Source organism: Bradyrhizobium elkanii WSM2783, from assembly GCF_000472865.1.
In the GTDB taxonomy this organism is placed as follows: Bacteria; Pseudomonadota; Alphaproteobacteria; order Rhizobiales; family Xanthobacteraceae; genus Bradyrhizobium; species Bradyrhizobium elkanii_A.
Genome location: NZ_AXAP01000051.1, coordinates 15,036 through 32,921 on the forward strand (window position 1 = coordinate 15,036; position 17,886 = coordinate 32,921).

Below are 17,886 nucleotides of genomic sequence, written 5' to 3' on the forward strand. Positions count from 1 at the left end.
CTTCAGCACAGTCGCGCCCATGAGTCGGGACAAGTCTGAGAAGAAAAAGCCGGTCAAACCGGCAAAGGGCGTGATCGCGGTGACGCCGCCGAGCTTTCGGCGCGAGCGCGCGCTGATCAAGCGGGGGGTGTGGCCGATTGCCGGCTGCGACGAGGCCGGACGTGGCCCGCTGGCAGGTCCCGTGGTGGCCGCGGCCGTGGTGCTCGACCCGAAGCGGATTCCGAAAGGCATCGACGATTCGAAGCGGTTGACCGCGGAACGGCGCGAAGAGCTGTTTGAGCAGATCTGCGCGACGTCGGCGTTTGCGGTGGCTTTCGCTTCGCCGGCGCGAATCGATCGCGACAATATCCTCCGCGCCTCGCTCTGGGCGTTGGCGCGCGCCGTGCAGGCGCTGCCGGAGGCACCCAAGCATGTCTTCGTCGACGGCCGCGACAAGGTCGCCGTCACTTGCGACTGTGAGGCCGTGATCGGTGGTGACGGCATCGTGATGTCGATCGCAGCCGCTTCCATCATCGCCAAGGTGACGCGGGATCGGCTGATGTGCGCGCTGGCGCTGGATTGTCCCGGCTATGGCTTCGAACAGCACAAGGGCTATGCGGTGCCGGAACATCTGGAGGCGCTGGATCGCCTCGGCCCGAGCGCGCATCACCGCAGCTTCTTCGCGCCCGTGATCGCCGCGCGGCAGAAGCATTTTCCGGAAACGATCGAGCCCGATCTCTTCACGGTGGACCCGACCATCGAGGCCGAGGCGACGGCTGCCTAGCCCCGTTGCCTCCATCGCGTCGGCCCTTTATCAATCTCGGGATCGATTGAGGCCGCACACAGGGCTGGTTCCGGGCATTTTGGGCGCATGCGTTTCACCTCCCTGGTCGTCGAACTGATCCGCGCCCGGCCGCGGCTCGTGGTCTGGATCGTGGTGCTGGCGCAGTCCGCGCTGTGGCTGCTGGTGCCGCTGTTGATCTATCGCAGCCCGCCCGGCGATGTCGCGACCGTGCTCGCCTTCGGCCGCGAATACCAGGTCGGCACCGATCTCGGCCCGCCGCTCGCGTTCTGGCTCGCCGACATCGCATTCCGCGCCGCCGGCAATCACGTCTTCGGCATCTATCTGTTGGCACAGATTTGCGCGATCGCGACCTTCGTGAGCCTCTATCACCTCGGCCGCGCCATCATTGGCGGACAGCAGGCGGTGCTCGCGGTGCTGCTGACGATGACGGTCACCGCGTTCTCTTCGCCCGGCCTCGAGTTCGGCCCGCTGGTGCTGGCGCGCCCGCTCTGGGCGCTGTTGCTGCTGCATTCCTGGCAATTGTTCGGCCAGAACCGGCGCAGCGCCTGGTTTGCGTGGTCGATCGATTGCGGCCTGTTGCTGCTGACGACACCGGTGGCGATCGGGATGATCCTGCTGGTCCTGGCCTTTGCGCTGGCGACCGCCCGCGGACGCCGCACGCTGGCCTCGCTTGATCCGCTGTTTGCGCTGCTCGTGGTGATCGTGCTGGCGCTGCCTTACCTGATCTGGCTGATGCGCTCGGATGTTGTGACGCTGCCACCGCTGCCTGATGTCGCGGATTTGCGCGCGCGGGTGACGCGCTCCGGCGTGCTGCTCGGCGGCCTGGTGGTGTCGATGGCCGGCATCGCGCTGCTCCTTGTCGTCAATTCTCCCTGGTTCGCCCGCAAGCCGGAGGAGGCGCCGATCATCGGCCGGCCGCCGCTCGATCCCCTGGGACGGCAGTTCGTCTATTTCTTCGCCTTCGCGCCGGCGCTGATTGGCAGCCTGCTCGCCGGCCTGTTCCATCTCGACCACGTGGTCGGCGGCGCCGGCGTCGCGCTGCTGCTGTCGGGATTGGCGGTGATCGTCAATGCCGGCGATCTCATCCATCTCTACCGCCAGCGGTTGTTGCGCTCGGCCTGGGCGGCGGCGATTGCCGCGCCCGCCTTGGCCGTGGTCGCGGCGACGCTGTTCGTGCCCTGGACCGGCACAGCCGAAGTACGGACCTCGATGCCGGCGGCCTCGATCGGGCATTTCTTCGCCGACAGTTTTGAGCGGCGCACCAACCAGCGGTTGCGCGCGGTGGCCGGCGATCCCGAGTTGGCGCGCCTGATCGCGATGGACCCGCGGCGCCCGCATCTGTTGCTCGACGGAAGGCCGCGGACGCCCTGGCTCTCGCCGGCGAAGCTTAATGAGACCGGCGGACTGATCGTCTGGCGCGCGTCCGATACGTCGGGCGCGCCGCCGCCCGAGATCGCGCAACGCTTCCCGGACCTGGTGCCGGAAGTGCCGCGATCGTTCGAATGGCTGGTCAACGGCCGGCAGCCGCTGCTCAGGATCGGCTGGGCCATCGTGCGGCCGAAGGGGCCGTAGGCCTGTTTCTCGCCGTCAGCCCCTCATGGTGAGGAGCGCGTCTTCGCGCGTCTCGAACCATGAGGCCCCAGTCTCGCCCGTGGCCCCATCCTTCGAGACGCCTGCTGCGCAGGCTCCTCGGGATGAGGGGAAAGCGTGGGGTGGGCAAAGCGCAGCGTGCCTATCCTACGGTCTCTCAGGATGAGGACGAACTCTGCTGCCCCAGCGCCTTCGCGATGGCGCGGAGGTCTTGCCATGACATCCGCTTGTAGGAGGGCGAGCGCAACAGATAGGCGGGGTGGAAGGTGGCGATGGCGCGGATTGTCCGGGTGCCGGTGTCGTAGTCGAACCATTTGCCGCGGGTGCGCATGATGCCCTCGCGCGTGCCGATCAGCGCCTGTGTCGAGGGATTGCCGAGCGTGACCAGCACGTCGGGATTCACCAATTCGATCTGGCGCTGGATGAAGGGCAGGCACACCTGCGTCTCCTGCGGCGTCGGCGTGCGGTTGCCGGGCGGCCGCCACGGAATCACGTTGGCGATATAGGCCTTGCTGCGGTCGAGCCCGATCGCCGCGATCATCCGGTCCAGGAGCTTGCCGGAGCGGCCGACAAAGGGCAGGCCCTCGATGTCCTCGTCACGCCCGGGCGCTTCGCCCACGAACATCACCCGCGCCGCCGGATTGCCGTCGGCGAACACAAGCTTGGTCGCGGTATGCTTCAGCGCGCAGCCGTCGAAATTCGCCAGCAGCGTCCGCAGCGCGTCCAGCGTCGGCGCGGTCCGTGCCGCCTCGCGTGCAGACGCAACCGCCGCATCCGGCGCGATGGTGATTTCGCTGCGCGGAACTGCCGGCGCCGCAGGCGGCATCTCGCGCTGAGGACGCGGCGACGCCCCCTCGCGCGGCGGTGCGGCGGGAACAGGCTCGGCCTCCGCAAGCCGGTTGATCGGCTCGTCAACAAGCGCGCAATCGACCCCGGCCTCCAGGTAAAAGGCCAGCAATTGCTTTAAGGTAGGGGCGGGCTCGGGCGTCATGGTGGGATACAAGTCCTCCGCCCGCAATTTAGGATGCATCGCGCCGTCGCGAAATGCATTTCAATGGTTGTCCTCGCGACAAAAATCGGAAACAACGCAGCCTAACGAATTAGAAGCGTTCTCAACCGGGCTGAGAAGAGACCATGAGCACCGAAGAATTACCGCCCCGCGAATCCATGGAATTCGACGTCGTGATCGTCGGCGCCGGACCGTCGGGCCTCTCGGCTGCGATCCGGCTGAAACAGCTCAATCCCGATCTCAGCATCGTCGTGGTGGAGAAGGGTTCCGAGGTCGGCGCGCATATCCTCTCCGGCGCGGTGATCGATCCGGTCTCGCTCGACAAATTGATTCCGGACTGGCGCGAGGATGCCGACTGTCCGCTGAAGACCCAGGTGAAGGACGACCGCTTCTACTGGATGACGGCCGCCGGCGCGATCCGGCTGCCGAACTTCATGATGCCGCCGCTCATGAACAATCATCACTGCTACATCGGCTCGCTCGGCAATGTCTGCCGCTGGCTGGCGCCGAAGGCGGAAGCGCTGGGCGTCGAGATCTATCCGGGCTTTGCTGCCGCCGAAGTGCTCTATGACGACAACGGCAATGTGCGCGGCATCGCCACCGGCGACATGGGCATCGCCAAGGACGGCTCGCACAAGGACTCCTACACTCGCGGCATGGAGCTCGTCGGCAAATACACGCTGTTCGCCGAAGGCGCGCGCGGCAGCCTGTCGAAGCAGCTCATCGCGAAGTACCAGCTCGATGCCAAGAGCGAGCCGCCGAAATTCGGCATCGGCTTGAAAGAGGTGTGGCAGATCGATCCCGCCAAGCACCAGAAGGGCCTGATCCAGCATTCCTTCGGTTGGCCGCTCAACAATTCCACCGGCGGCGGCTCGTTCCTCTATCACTACGACGACAACCGCGTTGCGGTCGGCTTCGTCGTGCATCTCAACTACGACGATCCGTATCTGTCGCCGTTCGACGAATTCCAGCGCTTCAAAACGCATCCCTCGATCCGCGCCGTGCTCGAAGGCGGCAAGCGGCTCGGTTATGGCGCGCGAGCCATCACCGAAGGCGGCTACCAGTCGGTGCCGCGGCTGATCTTCCCGGGCGGCGCGCTGATCGGCTGCGCGGCCGGCTTCGTCAACGTGCCGCGCATCAAGGGCGTCCACAACGCGATGGGCAGCGGCATGCTCGCTGCGGAGCATGTGGCGGCGGCGATCGGCGCCGGCCGCGCCAATGACGAGCTCGTGGAGTATGAAAACGCCTGGCGCGAGTCCGCCATCGGCAAGGACCTGCATCGTGTCAGGAACGTCAAGCCGCTGTGGTCGAAGTTCGGCACCATCCTCGGCGTGGCACTCGGCGGCTTCGACATGTGGTGCAACACGCTGGGCTTCTCGCTGTTCGGAACCCAGTCGCACGCCAAGCCCGATCGCAAGACGCTCGACCCGTCGAAACAGCACACGCCGATCGCCTATCCGAAGCCGGACGGCAAGATCTCGTTCGACAAATTGTCCTCGGTGTTCCTCTCCAACACCAACCATGAGGAGGACCAGCCGGTCCATCTCAAGGTCGCCGACATGAACCTGCAGAAGACGTCGGAGCACGACGTCTATGCCGGCCCGTCCAACCGCTATTGCCCGGCCGGCGTCTATGAATGGGTCGAGGAAGCCTCAGGCCCTCGTTTCCAGATCAACGCGCAGAACTGTGTCCACTGCAAAACCTGCGACGTGAAGGACCCGAACGGTAACATCACCTGGGTTCCTCCCGAGGGCGGTGGCGGGCCCAACTACGAGGCGATGTGACCGTGGTGGTGCAAGCAGCGATATAAAGCCGGGGGTGACCACAATTGCGTGAGTGGATGCTCCGATAATCGGGCCGCACCGGCCACGATACCGCCACACTGGAAGCGTTTTCCGGTATTGTTGGCTAAATCGGCGGCTTCGAAGGCCAATCTGCCAATCGATTCGCCACCCGTGTCCTTGCGGTTGAAGGCCAAAAACGGCATTGTCGCTGGCCGGGATGCCGCCGCTTGGGTTTGCATTCGACACTGATCCTGAGAGATCGCCGCCGTTAATCCCGCCGTAAATCCCTTGGAGCAAGGCGAACCGTGATGCTTTCTACACGCTTTAACCGCTGGACGATTGCTGCTCTCAGCCTGGCCGTGCTCGCCGCACCTGGCGCGCTCTATGCGCAGACGCCGGATCATCCTGCCGACAACGCGGCGCAGTTTCCGACCAAGAACGACCTGAAATCGCTGACCACGGCCGGCAGCTATCTCGCCGCCCGCCACGCCAGCGTCGAGCGCGATGCGGCCTCCGCTGCGGCATTTTACCGCTCGGCACTCCGCACCGATCCGAAGAATAACGAATTGCTCGACCGCGCCTTCATCTCCTCGCTGGCCGAAGGCGACATCGACGAGGCCGTCAAGCTTGCCGACCGCATCCTCGCGCAGGACAAGTCGAACCGCGTCGCGCGGCTCGTCGTCGGCGTACGCGACCTGAAGCTGAAGAAGTACGCGGCCGCGCAGGTCAACGTCAACCAGTCGATCCGCGGACCGATCACCGACCTGGTTGCGACGCTGCTGGCATCCTGGGCGAGCTATGGCGCGGGCGATGCCAAGGTGGCGGTCGCCAACATCGACAAGCTCACCGGTCCGGAATGGTATCCGCTGTTCAAGGATCTCCACGCCGGCATGATCCTGGAGCTTTCCGGCAAGGAGAAGGACGCGGGCACCCGCTTCGAGCGCGCCTACAAGCTCGATGATTCCATGTTGCGGATCGTGGACGAATATGCGCGCTGGTCGTCGCGCAACAAGGATGCGGCTGCCGCTACGTCCCTCTATGAGGCCTTCGACAAGAAGTTGCCGCGCCATCCGCTGGTGCAGGAGGGCATCCGCGAGGCCAAGGCCGGCAAGAAGCTATCGCCGCTGGTCGATTCGGCGCAGTCCGGTGCGGCCGAAGCGCTCTATGGCATCGGCGCGACGCTGACGCGCCGCGGCGGTGAGGACCTGGCGCTGGTCTATCTGCAGCTTGCGCTGTACCTGCAGCCCAATCATCCGCTGGCGCTGCTCTCGCTCGCTGACCTCTATGAGAGCGTCAAGAAACCGCAGATGGCGATCAAGATCTATGAGCGGATGCCGGCCTCATCGCCGCTGAAGCGCAACGCGCAGATCCAGCTTGCGACTGATCTCGACGCCGCCGACCGCAGCGACGAGGCGATCAAGATCCTGAAGGAGCTCACCGCCGAATCGCCGAAGGACATCGAGGCCATCATGGCGCTCGGCAATATCGAGCGTGGCCGCAAGAAGTTCGCCGATTGCGCCGGCACCTACACGCAGGCGATCGATGCCATGCCGACGGCCGGCGACAAGAACGCCTGGGTTACCTACTACTACCGCGGCATCTGCGAGGAGCGCTCCAAGCAGTGGACCAAGGCCGAAGCCGACATGCGCAAGGCGCTGGAGATGCAGCCCGAGCAGCCGCACGTGCTGAACTATCTCGGCTATTCCTGGATCGATCAGGGCATCAATCTCGACGAAGGCATGAAGATGATCAAGCGTGCCGTCGAGCAGCGCCCCGACGACGGCTACATCGTGGATTCGCTCGGCTGGGCCTATTACCGCATCGGCAATTACGATGAGGCAGTGAAGCAGCTCGAGCGCGCCATCGACCTCAAGCCGGAAGATCCGACCATCAACGACCATCTCGGCGATGCCTATTGGCGGGTCGGCCGCACGCTGGAAGCCAAGTTCCAGTGGGCGCATGCGCGCGACCTCAAGCCGGAGGCCGACGAACTGCCGAAGATCGAAGCCAAGATCGAGAACGGTCTGCCGGAGGACGCCTCTAACAACGCCGCCGCCGTCGAGAAGAAGAAAGAAGACGGCAAGGGCGGCTGATCCAAAGAGATGATGGGGGGCAGTTCGCCGATGCCGGCGCTGATTGAGGACGCACGTGCCAAGGTCAACCTGACCCTGCGGGTGATCGGGCGGCGCGTCGACGGCTATCACGACCTTGAAAGTGTGGTGGCGTTCGCCGATTGTGCCGATCGCCTGACGCTGACGCCGGGCGAAGAACTCACGCTCACGACGTCAGGGCCGATGGCGGAGGCCTGCGGCGAGACCGCTGATAATCTCGTGCTGAAGGCCGCGCGCCTGCTCGGCGAGCGCGTTCCCGGCCTGAAGGCCGGCAGCTTTGTGCTGGAGAAAGTGTTGCCGGTGGCCGCCGGGATCGGCGGCGGGTCGGCCGATGCCGCGGCGGCGCTGCGGCTGCTCGCGCGACTGAACGATCTCGCCCTCGACGACGAGCGTCTGCGCGACGTTGCGCTGAAAACCGGTGCCGACGTGCCGGTCTGCGTCGCCTCGCATGCCTGCGACATGACCGGGGTCGGCGAGACGCTGATGCCGCTCAACCTGCCGAAGCTGCCGTGCGTCATGGTCAATCCGCGGATCCCCGTCGCCACCAAGGACGTGTTCGCGGAGCTTGGCTTGCGCCCCGGCGACCTCCTGGTCGGCGCCACCGACGTGATGCTGCAGGCGCCGTCCTGGCCGGAGCAGGGCGGCTCGCTCGAAGAATGGGTCGAGGCCCTTGCCGGCAGCTCGAACGACCTGGAAGCGCCGGCGGTGCGCATCCAGCCGGTGATCGGCGAGGTGATCGCCGCGCTCAACGCCACCGATGGCGCCTGGCTCGCGCGGATGTCCGGCTCCGGCGCCACATGCTTTGCGATCTACGAGAACACCGCCGACGCCCAGCGCGCCGCCGAAAAGCTGCGCCGCCAGCACCCCATCTGGTGGGTGCATTCGGGCGTGCTGAGCTAGCTACACCGTCATTGCGAGGAGCGAAGCGACGAAGCAATCCATATCTCCACAAGCGGTGAGATGGATTGCTTCGCTGCGCTCGCAATGACGACGACGAGTTGTAGGGTGGGCACGCTGCGCTCTACCCATCCTACGCATCGTTCAATGCGAGCGCGCCAGGCAGAAGGCTACGACCTGCTCGAGTGCGGTCTTCATCGGTGAGGGCGGAAACAGCGCCAGCGCGTCGACGGCCATGGCGCCGTAGTGGTGGGCGCGGGTCAGCGTGTCCTCGAGCGCGCGGTGCTTGGTCATCAAGCCGATGGCGTGGTCGAGATCGCCGCCGCGGATCTCGCCTTGCTCCAGCGCGCGGACCCAGAACTCGCGTTCGCTGTCATTGCCGCGGCGGAAGGCCAGCACCACCGGCAGCGTGATCTTGCCCTCGCGAAAATCGTCGCCGACATTCTTGCCGAGCTTGGCTGACTTGCCACCATAGTCGAGCACGTCGTCGACAAGCTGGAAGGCGATGCCGAGATTCATGCCGACCGAGCGGCAGGCGGTCTGCTCCGCCTTCGGCCGGTTGGCGATGACGGGGCCGACCTCGCAGGCGGCGGCGAATAATTCCGCGGTCTTGCCGCGGATCACGGCGAGATATTCATCCTCGGTGGTCGCGGTGTTCTTGGCGGCGGCAAGCTGCATCACCTCGCCCTCGGCGATGGTGGCGGCGGCGGAGGAGAGGATGTCGAGCGCGCGCAGCGAGCCGACCTCGACCATCATGCGGAAGGCCTGGCCGAGCAGGAAGTCGCCGACCAGGACGCTGGCCTCGTTGCCCCAGAGCATCCGTGCCGACAATTTGCCGCGCCGGAGCTCGCTTTCGTCGACCACGTCGTCATGCAGCAGGGTTGCGGTATGCATGAACTCGACGGCGGCGGCGAGCTTGATATGGCCGTCCCCGGAATAGCCGGAGAGCTGGGCCATCGCCAATGTCAGCATTGGCCGCAGGCGTTTTCCCCCGGAGGAGATCAGGTGGTTGGCGACCTCCGGGATCATGGTGACCTCGGAGCCGGTCCGCGTCAGGATGGTCGCATTGACGCGTTCCATGTCGGCGGCGACCAGGGCGACCAGCGGGTCTATCGAAGCGTTCGACGGGTTTTCAAAGGGGACAATAACCGCCACGCTGGTCTCCAAATTTGCCGAATTCACACTATCCTAGGGCGTGATCCGGCAACTCGATCACCGCGCCTGAAGGCTACAATAGAAACTGCGCGCTGGGGCGGCAATAGTACGAAGCTGTTGACATCTGTCGCATGGTCTGCGCTGGGCATGAAACATGGAGAACGAACACTTGCGGGAATTGGTCCGAACCAATGACATGGTGCTGGTGTCTGCGATCACAGCATTGCTCGACAGCGCCAATATCCATCATCTGGTGCTGGACCAGAACATGAGCGTCATCGAGGGATCGCTCGGCATCCTGCCGCGGCGGATCCTGGTCCATGAGGACGACAACCGCGCCGCGCGCGAGTTGTTGGCCGATGCGGGTTTCGCGCATGAATTGCGCGCCGATGAGTGAAGACGTCACCGAGCACGGTGACGACGTCAGCGAGGACGCCTTTCTCGGCGGGCGATTGCTGCTGCGACAGCTCAAGTCGGGTCACCGCGCCGGGCATGACGCCATGCTGCTCGCCGCCGCGACGCGCGCGCGTCACGGCGATCGCGTGGTCGACCTCGGCGCGGGCGTCGGCGCTGCCGGCCTTGCGCTGGCCAAACGCGTTGCCGGCATCGGTCTGGTGCTGGTCGAGATCGACGCGCAGCTTGCGGCACTGGCGCGCGCGAACGCCGCCGCCAACGCGATTGCCGCTGAGGTGATCGTGCTTGACGTCGAATCGTCGGCAGAGGCCTTTGCCGCCGCCGGCCTGCCGCCCGATAGCGTCGACGTCGTGCTGATGAATCCGCCTTTCAATGATTCCAGGCGCCACCGCGCTTCGCCGGACCGGGCGCGCGAGGTCGCGCACATCGCGTCGGCGACAACCCTGCCGGGCTGGATCCATGCCGCGCGGCGCATCCTGAAATCCGGGGGAGAATTGACGCTGATCTGGCGCGCCGATGGCATCGCCGAGGTGCTGGCCGCGCTCGATCGCGGATTCGGCAGCCTCGAGATCCTGCCCGTTCACGCCGATGTGACCGCGGCGGCGGGCCGCATCCTGCTTCGCGCGGTCAAAGGTGGCCGCGCGCCGACGCGCCTCCATGCCGCTCTCGTGCTCAATGACGAGTCGGGCGTGCCTAATAAAGAGGTACAGGAGAGCTTGATGGGGAAGGGGATATTGCCGCTCGCCGGATGAAGATGCCGGACCGCGGACGTGTCGTGTTACTGCTGCGGGAGCCTGTCCGATTGCCGTTCGGGTGCTGCGGTAAAGTGAACCGCCGCGAGCAGGGTACCGATCAGCAAAATCAGCAGATAGATTTTCATCTTGCTCTCCGCCGCGCGATTGCAGCTAGAACACCGCGATGCAAGGGGCGTTCCATCACTGGATGACAGTGGTGCGATAAAAAACGGTTAATTCGAGGTAACGGGAATGAGTGAACAAAGAATTGATCGCCCCGGACTGCCGGGCTTGCTCGAGAGGCTCGAGGGCTGGCTCCCGGCACGGCTGCGGCGTGGCATGGCCGTGGTGCCGGTGGTGCGACTGTCGGGCGTTATCGGCGCGGTGACGCCGCTGCGGCCTGGCATGACGCTCGCCGGGGTCGCGAAGACGCTCGAACGCGCGTTCGCGATCCGCAACGCCAAGGCGGTGGCGCTGGTGATCAATTCGCCCGGCGGCTCGCCGGTGCAGTCACGCCAGATCTATTTGCGGATCCGGCAGCTCGCCACTGAGAAGAAGCTGCCGGTCCTGGTGTTCGTCGAGGACGTCGCGGCCTCCGGTGGCTACATGATCGCCTGCGCGGGCGACGAGATCTTCTGCGATCCGTCCTCCATTCTCGGTTCGATCGGGGTGGTCGGCGGCAGCTTCGGCTTCCAGGAACTGATCCGGAAGATCGGCGTCGAGCGGCGGCTCTATACCGCCGGCGAACACAAGGCGATGCTCGATCCGTTCCTGCCCGAGAAGCCCGAGGAGGTGGCGCGGCTGAAGTCGATCCAGCGCGAGATCCACGAGATTTTCATCGCGCTGGTCAAGCAGAGCCGCGGAGCGCGGCTGAAAGGCGCCGACGATGTGCTCTTCACCGGCGAATATTGGGCGGGCGAATCCTCTGTCACCCTCGGCCTGGCGGACGGGATCGGAGACCTCCGCTCGACGCTCCGCGCCCGCTACGGCGAGAAGGTGCTGACGCCGGTGATCGCGCCCGCGAGCGGGCTGTTGTCGGGGCTCCTGGGCAGGCGGGCGCCGGGCGCGGGTTCGCTGGCGGCGCTGGACCCGCTCGGAGGACTGCCGGATGATTTGATCTCGGCGCTGGAAACGCGGGCGATCTGGGCCAAATTCGGGTTCTAGACCTTCGGTTCTGATTGAAATCAGAACCGAAGGTCCAGATTCTTTATTTTGACGCGTTTTCTTCACGCGAACCGGTGTCCACCCTCGGATCAAGTCCGAGGGCATGCTTCGCTCGAAAACGCTTTGAAGCTGCTGCCGTTTCCCGCATCCGGTACCAAAAGGTTGATTGCGGACCGGCCTAGCTTAAGCGAAGATACTAGGTATTGGGGGCCTGAGAGGTGAACGACAAGGATCGACCGATGCCAGCCATGATCGCATTTGCGGGCGTTTTGGGAGGGCTCGCCGTGGTCCGCTGGGCCTATCGCACGGCCGTGCGGATCAACGAGGAACTGGAAGAGGCGCGTCGCGCCCATATGGCCGAGGCCGTCAGCCGGAACGAAATTCCCACGCTTCGCCGCGACCCCGTCACCGGCGCCTACCGGCCGGGCTAGGCCTCGCATACTCGTCATGCCCGGGTTTGCCCGTCTTCGCTATCGCTTCGCCGGACTGACACTAGAGTGCCCGGCGAAGCCTGGGCGTAGCCGGGTCCCGGGCATCCACGCCCTTTCTTCCTGCTGATGCCAAAGACGTGGATGGCCGGGACAAGCCCGGCCATGACGGAGCAAGTGGGACGCGTCTTTCGCGCAATCGGCAGGTGCGTTCGCCTTGATTCCCCGTCTTCGCGCCGATACGGTCCGCGCGCTTTCAAACCCCTCATCGCGAGACCGATGCCGACGATGAATTCCCTGCCTGCCCATATGCGCCCGGAACGTTCGTTCCAGGAACTGATCCTGACGCTGCAGCGCTACTGGGCGGATTACGGCTGCGTGATCCTGCAGCCCTACGACATGGAGGTCGGCGCCGGCACGTTCCATCCCGCCACGACGCTGCGCGCGCTCGGCCCCAAGCGCTGGAACGCGGCCTATGTGCAGCCCTCGCGCCGGCCCAAGGACGGCCGGTATGGCGAGAACCCCAACCGGCTCCAGCACTATTACCAGTTCCAGGTGATCCTGAAGCCGTCGCCGCCTGACATTCAGGAGCTTTATCTGAAATCGCTGGCTGCGATCGGCGTCGATTCGGCGTTGCACGACATCCGCTTTGTCGAGGACGATTGGGAGAGCCCGACGCTCGGGGCCTGGGGGCTGGGCTGGGAATGCTGGTGCGACGGCATGGAAGTGTCGCAGTTCACCTATTTCCAGCAGGTCGCTGGCGTCGAATGCGCGCCTGTCGCGGGTGAGCTCACCTACGGGCTCGAGCGGCTGGCGATGTATGTGCAGGGCGTCGACCGCGTCTACGACCTGAACTTCAACGGCCGCGAAGGCGCCGAGAAGGTGAGCTATGGCGACGTGTTCCTGCAGGCCGAGCAGGAATATTCGCGGCACAATTTCGAGATTGCCGATACCGCGATGCTGTTCGAGCAGTTCAGGATGGCCGAGGAAGCCTGCAAGAAATATCTCGCGGCCGGCTGGCGCGAGGGCGGCAACCAGCGCGAGCACCTGATGGCGCTGCCGGCCTATGACCAGTGCATCAAGGCAAGCCACGTGTTCAACCTGCTCGACGCGCGCGGCGTGATCTCGGTGACGGAGCGGCAGAGCTACATCCTGCGGGTGCGCGAACTGGCGAAAGCCTGCGGCGAAGCCTGGATCCACACCGAAGCCGGCAGGGCCGCCTGATGCCTGATCTTCTGCTCGAACTGTTTTCCGAGGAAATCCCCGCGCGCATGCAGGCGAAGGCGGCGGACGATCTGCGCCGCATGGTGACCGACAAGCTCGTCGCCGAGGGATTGGTCTACGAAGGCGCCCGCGCGTTCGCGACGCCGCGGCGGCTGGCGCTCACGGTGCACGGCATTCCGGCGCGGCAGCCGGACTTGAAGGAAGAGCGCCGCGGCCCCCGCGTCGGCGGGCCTGAGCCCGCGATCCAGGGATTCTTGAAGGCCACGGGTCTTGCCTCGATCGACGATGCAAAAATCCAGAGCGACAAGAAGGGCGATTTCTACATCGCGCTGATCGAGAAGCCGGGCCGGCCCGCGCTCGACGTGCTCGCCGAGATCCTGCCGGTCATCGTCAGAACCTTCCCTTGGCCGAAATCGATGCGCTGGGGCGCGCGTTCGGCGCGGCCCGGCGCGCTGACCTGGGTGCGTCCGCTGCACGCGATCACCGCCACCTTCGGTCCGGAGACCGAGGAGCCGGATGTGGTGAATTTCTCGGTCGATGGCATCGAGGCGGGGCAGACGACGTTCGGCCACCGCTTCATGGCCCCGGCTGCGATCTCCGTGCGCCATTTTCATGACTACGAAGCCAAGCTGCAGGCGGCCAAGGTCGTGCTCGATCCGCAGGCGCGCAAGGACATGATCCTGGCGGATGCAAAGACGCTGGCGCAGGCACAGAACTTTGAATTGGTCGAGGACCAGGGGCTGCTGGATGAGGTCGCCGGCCTCGTCGAATGGCCGGTCGCGCTGATGGGTGCGTTCGACAAGGACTTCCTGTCGATCCCGGACGAGGTGATCCGCGCCACCATCCGCAACAACCAGAAATGCTTCGTGGTCAGCGATCCCAATACGGGCAAGCTGACCAACAAGTTCATCCTCACCGCCAACATCGAGGCCACCGACGGCGGCAAGGCCATCGTCGCCGGCAACGAACGCGTGATCCGCGCGCGGCTCTCGGATGCGAAGTTCTTCTACGAGACGGATCTGAGGACAAAGCTCGAGGACCGGCTGCCGAAGTTCGACCAGATCGTGTTCCACGAGAAGCTGGGCACGCAGGGCGCGCGCATCAAGCGGATCGAGCGATTGGCCGCGGAGATCGCGCCGCTGGTCGGCGCCGATGTCGAGAAGACGAAACGCGCCGCGCATTTGGCGAAGGCCGATTTGCTGACGGAAGTCGTCGGCGAATTCCCCGAGCTGCAGGGGCTGATGGGCAAGTACTACGCACTGGCGCAAGGCGAGGATGCATCGGTCGCTGCAGCGAGCGAGGAGCATTACAAGCCGCAGGGGCCGGCAGATCGTGTGCCGACCGATCCGGTGAGTGTCGCGGTGGCGCTGGCGGACAAGATCGATACGCTGGTTGGCTTCTGGGCGATCGATGAGAAGCCGACGGGGAGCAAGGACCCGTATGCGCTAAGGCGCGCGGCGCTCGGGGTGATCAGGCTTATCCTCGAGAACAATATTCGTACCAGCCTCATCAAGACGATCACGACCTTTGTCAGCACGTTGCTCGAGAGCGATGCTGTAAAGGCGGCTGAGAGTCCGATTGCTATCGCGCCGTCACTGTTGGTCTTCTTCGCCGATCGCCTGAAGGTCCAGCTTCGCGACCAGGGCGCGCGGCACGATCTCGTCGACGCCGTGTTCTCGCTCGGCGGACAGGATGATCTCCTGCTCGTGGTCCGTCGTGTCGAGGCGCTCGGCAAATTCCTCGACACTGATGACGGCAAGAACCTGCTCGCGGGCACCAAGCGCGCGGGCAACATCCTCGCGATCGAGGAGAAGCGGGACAAGCGCACGTTCGACGGCGCGCCCGATCCGTCGCTCTATCGGCAGGACGAGGAGAAGGCGCTGGCGCAGGCGATCGATCAGGTCAAGCGTGAGGCAAGTAGCGCGGTCGCGGCCGAGGACTTCGCCGGTGCGATGAGCGTGATGGCGACGCTGCGGCCGGCGGTGGATGCGTTCTTCGACAAGGTCAAGGTCAATGACGACGACCCGCAGGTGCGCGAGAACCGGCTGAAGCTGCTGAATGAGATCCGTGCCGCGACGCGCGCGGTGGCGGATTTCTCGAAGATCCAGGATTAAGGGCTTCGTTCGCCGCCCCAACCTCCACCGTCATGCCCGGGCTTGTCCCGGGCATCCACGTTCTTAGCGTCGGCGTGTGAGGAAGGGCGTGGATGGCCGGGACAAGCCCGGCCATGACGAGCCTCATTCGCGCTCGGAAATATCCCGCAACATTTACGCCCTGTTAACCACGTCCTGCGAAGGTCGCGACGTGTGAACGGTTTCTTAAGGAAATCGCCCGCGCGCAAATGCAGGAATTTCCCGATGACCTCCATCGGCACGGCGCTCAATCCTTACGCCCAATATGGTTCGGCCTATGCGCGGGCCGCGGCGACGCCGTCGCTGGCATCGACGCTGTCCAACGACAGCGCGACCAACGATCCACTCGCGTCCAACAGCGCGACCAACCTGACCTTGTCTGAGGCGGCCCGCGCACAGCTCGCAAAAGGGGCGCCGCTCGACTTCACGATCGTCACGAACGACGCACGCGCGACGCTCGACCGGCTCTATGCGGCAGCCGGCGTGAAGGGACCGCTGGTCGACGGCAAGACCACGATCGATCTCTCGAGCCTGGATCGGCGCTCGCTGTTTGCGATCTCGACCAACAATGGCGGCAAGTTCAGCCCCGATGAGCAGGCGGTGGCGGCCGGCGCGTTGAAGCAGCGCTTCGATGCCGCGCTTGCGCCGTCGCTGGCGACCACGCGTCTGACCGGCGACTACAATGTCAGCTACAAGACAGCGCTGGATTATCTCGATGGCGCGAGCCCCGAAGAGAAGGCGACGGCGACCTGGGCCGCCCAGCGCGCCGCGGTGTTCAAGGGCTATCAGGCGACGCAGACGGACCCGACGGTGGCCCCAACGGGAATTGCCGGCGATCCGATCGCGGCGGCGCTTGCCGGCACGGTCAAGCCCGCGACGGGCCAGAGCCGCAACTTCGGCGATATCGCCAGCGACGTGCGCGGGTTTCTCGATCGCCAGAAGAGCGAGGCGGCGAGCAACGGCAAGGAGCTGGTCTATGATCCCGGGCGCAAGACCGGGCAATTGGCCGATCTGTCCCCACTCGACAACCGCTCGCTGTCGGCAATCACCCTGAACAAGGACAATCGCTTCTCCAGCGAGGAGGTCTATGCGGCCAAGCAGGAATTGAATGCGCGGACCCGCGCCTCGATCCTCGACGCGCTCAAGCAGAGCCAATCGACCGGCGATCCGCGCCAGCTCAGCCTAGGCATCCTGAAAGCCTATTCCTCGATGAGCACCGAAGAGCGGCAGGCCGCGAATTGGACGCCCGAATTCCAGGATGCCGCGATCAAGAACTACAAGTCGACATCGACGCTGCTCTCGATGCTGCGATCGTAGTCGCTAGAATCAGAACCGAAGCTCTAGCTAGATTCTTGTTTTGCGTTTTCTTCACGCGAACCGGTGTCCACTTCGCTCGAAAACGGTCTAAGCACAAAGCAAAGCCCCGCCTGGAGGGGAGGGCCAGGCGGGGCTCTTGGGTCCGGTCGCTGTCGCGCACATCCGCTTGCACGGCGCCCGGACTACTCGCTCAAGGCGAAAGCTGGTTGATCGCTAGTCGATCACCTGAACGATACGGCGCGAGCGCGGCTCGACCAGTACGGTCTCGCCATTCACGACCGTGTAGCGGAACGGGGTTGAGCCGAAGCGCTGCGGTACGTCGTAGACTGTCACGCCGGTTTCCGGCAGCACGGTGCCGACTGCCACGCGATCGGAAATCGTATAGTCCGGCACGCGTTCGCGGACGACATATTCACGGAATGCCGGCCGCTGGTCGACCGTGATCCCGCCACCTTCTTCGACTACGACGGTGTTGCCGCCGACGACGCCGGTGGTGGTCCTGCTCTGCGCCTGCGCCGCGACCGGTGCACTGATCGCGCACGCCATCGCTGCAACGGCAAGGAATCGGTTTCGCATGGCTCACTCCTTCGCGACGATTTTGCGTTAAGGCGGGTCTCCTTTCGAGACGCCGCGAGTGCTGGCTTTTTGCCGATGCACAATGTGAGGCCAATGCATCGCGAGCGTCGATGTTCCGCAAAAAGCGCGGCCATATCCGCGGCAATTTTGAGCAATTTTCGTGGATAGCGGAACCGATTGAAGCGTCGAACGTCTCAAATAGCTGGCCGTGCTGGCGGGTGGGGCGGATCCTAGGTTTGACGCGTTTCCTTCATGCGAAACCGGTAACACTTCGCTCGAAAACGCGATGCCAGTACAATACCCGTCTCGATTCGATTTCCTTTCCGAACAAATCCGCTGGAGCTTCCTCAAATGGTCATCACCGCTGCGCATGTCCCTGCCATCGTGGCCCTGATCGCAGGCATTCTGATCCTGGTCATGCCGCGGCTGCTGAACTTCATCGTCGCGATCTACCTGATCTTCGTGGGCCTGGTCGGCATGGGGCTTTTGCGCTGGCTGCATTTGTAGGATCGAAACGCCGTTCGCAGCTTGCGCCCGACACACCAAAGTGGTGTAAGGCGCCCATCT

At 64.7% G+C, this 17,886-nt stretch carries 16 protein-coding genes; 13 read left to right on the forward strand and 3 right to left on the reverse strand.

What is annotated here, in order from left to right:
* The first annotated feature begins 19 nt into the window (after positions 1-19).
* Together YY7_RS53570 and YY7_RS0132780 are read left to right on the forward strand one after the other, a co-directional pair.
* Complete coding sequence (locus YY7_RS53570; RefSeq protein ID WP_035691520.1) at positions 20-763, forward strand: ribonuclease HII; 744 nt, start codon at positions 20-22, stop codon at positions 761-763.
* 87 nt (positions 764-850) lie between these two features.
* Positions 851-2,356 (forward strand): glycosyltransferase family 39 protein, encoded by a 1,506-nt coding sequence (locus YY7_RS0132780; protein ID WP_028166894.1) that lies wholly within the window; start codon positions 851-853, stop codon positions 2,354-2,356.
* A 175-nt stretch (positions 2,357-2,531) separates the two neighbouring features.
* On the opposite strand, the gene YY7_RS0132785 is transcribed toward YY7_RS0132780, so the two are convergent.
* Positions 2,532-3,365, reverse strand: coding sequence for a uracil-DNA glycosylase (locus YY7_RS0132785; RefSeq protein ID WP_028166895.1), 834 nt, complete (start codon positions 3,363-3,365; stop codon positions 2,532-2,534).
* Positions 3,366-3,508: 143 nt separating this feature from the next.
* Between YY7_RS0132785 and YY7_RS0132790 the strand changes: the two genes are divergently transcribed.
* The 3 genes from YY7_RS0132790 (at position 3,509) to YY7_RS0132800 (ending at position 8,178) form a co-directional block, all read left to right on the forward strand.
* The gene (locus YY7_RS0132790; RefSeq protein WP_028166896.1) at positions 3,509-5,167 is read left to right on the forward strand and encodes an electron transfer flavoprotein-ubiquinone oxidoreductase; all 1,659 of its coding nucleotides are present in this window, start codon (positions 3,509-3,511) and stop codon (positions 5,165-5,167) included.
* A 308-nt stretch (positions 5,168-5,475) separates the two neighbouring features.
* Positions 5,476-7,260: a tetratricopeptide repeat protein gene (locus YY7_RS0132795; RefSeq protein ID WP_028166897.1), complete on the forward strand. Its 1,785-nt coding sequence runs from the start codon at positions 5,476-5,478 to the stop codon at positions 7,258-7,260.
* A 30-nt stretch (positions 7,261-7,290) separates the two neighbouring features.
* Positions 7,291-8,178 carry a 4-(cytidine 5'-diphospho)-2-C-methyl-D-erythritol kinase gene (locus YY7_RS0132800; protein ID WP_028166898.1) on the forward strand — a complete coding sequence of 296 codons (888 nt, stop codon included), beginning with the start codon at positions 7,291-7,293 and terminating at the stop codon, positions 8,176-8,178.
* Positions 8,179-8,319: 141 nt separating this feature from the next.
* Here the strand turns inward: YY7_RS0132800 and YY7_RS0132805 are convergent, their stop codons facing one another.
* A complete protein-coding gene (locus tag YY7_RS0132805; protein ID WP_028166899.1) occupies positions 8,320-9,330 on the reverse strand; it encodes a polyprenyl synthetase family protein in 1,011 nt (336 codons plus the stop codon).
* A 169-nt stretch (positions 9,331-9,499) separates the two neighbouring features.
* Here YY7_RS0132805 and YY7_RS0132810 point away from each other — a divergent pair, with 169 nt between their 5' ends.
* From YY7_RS0132810 to YY7_RS0132845, 7 genes are all read left to right on the forward strand, one after another.
* Entirely contained in the window at positions 9,500-9,727 is a 228-nt protein-coding gene (locus tag YY7_RS0132810; protein ID WP_028166900.1) for a DUF2007 domain-containing protein, read from the forward strand.
* A complete protein-coding gene (locus YY7_RS0132815; RefSeq protein WP_028166901.1) occupies positions 9,720-10,496 on the forward strand; it encodes a tRNA1(Val) (adenine(37)-N6)-methyltransferase in 777 nt (258 codons plus the stop codon). Before YY7_RS0132810 ends, YY7_RS0132815 begins: the two co-directional genes overlap by 8 nt.
* A gap of 234 nt (positions 10,497-10,730) precedes the next feature.
* Positions 10,731-11,642, forward strand: coding sequence for a S49 family peptidase (locus YY7_RS0132825; protein ID WP_028166902.1), 912 nt, complete (start codon positions 10,731-10,733; stop codon positions 11,640-11,642).
* Between the two features lie 239 nt (positions 11,643-11,881).
* A complete protein-coding gene (locus YY7_RS0132830; protein WP_028166903.1) occupies positions 11,882-12,073 on the forward strand; it encodes a hypothetical protein in 192 nt (63 codons plus the stop codon).
* 285 nt (positions 12,074-12,358) lie between these two features.
* On the forward strand, positions 12,359-13,294 hold the full coding sequence (locus tag YY7_RS0132835) for a glycine--tRNA ligase subunit alpha (RefSeq protein ID WP_028166904.1): 936 nt from the start codon (positions 12,359-12,361) through the stop codon (positions 13,292-13,294).
* Positions 13,294-15,408: a glycine--tRNA ligase subunit beta gene (glyS, locus tag YY7_RS0132840; protein WP_028166905.1), complete on the forward strand. Its 2,115-nt coding sequence runs from the start codon at positions 13,294-13,296 to the stop codon at positions 15,406-15,408. Before YY7_RS0132835 ends, glyS begins: the two co-directional genes overlap by 1 nt.
* Before the next feature lie 243 nt (positions 15,409-15,651).
* The gene (locus YY7_RS0132845; RefSeq protein ID WP_028166906.1) at positions 15,652-16,743 is read left to right on the forward strand and encodes a hypothetical protein; all 1,092 of its coding nucleotides are present in this window, start codon (positions 15,652-15,654) and stop codon (positions 16,741-16,743) included.
* A 213-nt stretch (positions 16,744-16,956) separates the two neighbouring features.
* Here the strand turns inward: YY7_RS0132845 and YY7_RS0132850 are convergent, their stop codons facing one another.
* Positions 16,957-17,319: a DUF1236 domain-containing protein gene (locus YY7_RS0132850; protein ID WP_028166907.1), complete on the reverse strand. Its 363-nt coding sequence runs from the start codon at positions 17,317-17,319 to the stop codon at positions 16,957-16,959.
* A 351-nt stretch (positions 17,320-17,670) separates the two neighbouring features.
* On the opposite strand from YY7_RS0132850, the gene YY7_RS58755 reads away from it, so the two are divergent.
* On the forward strand, positions 17,671-17,826 hold the full coding sequence (locus tag YY7_RS58755) for a DUF3096 domain-containing protein (protein ID WP_080663951.1): 156 nt from the start codon (positions 17,671-17,673) through the stop codon (positions 17,824-17,826).
* Positions 17,827-17,886 lie beyond the last annotated feature (60 nt).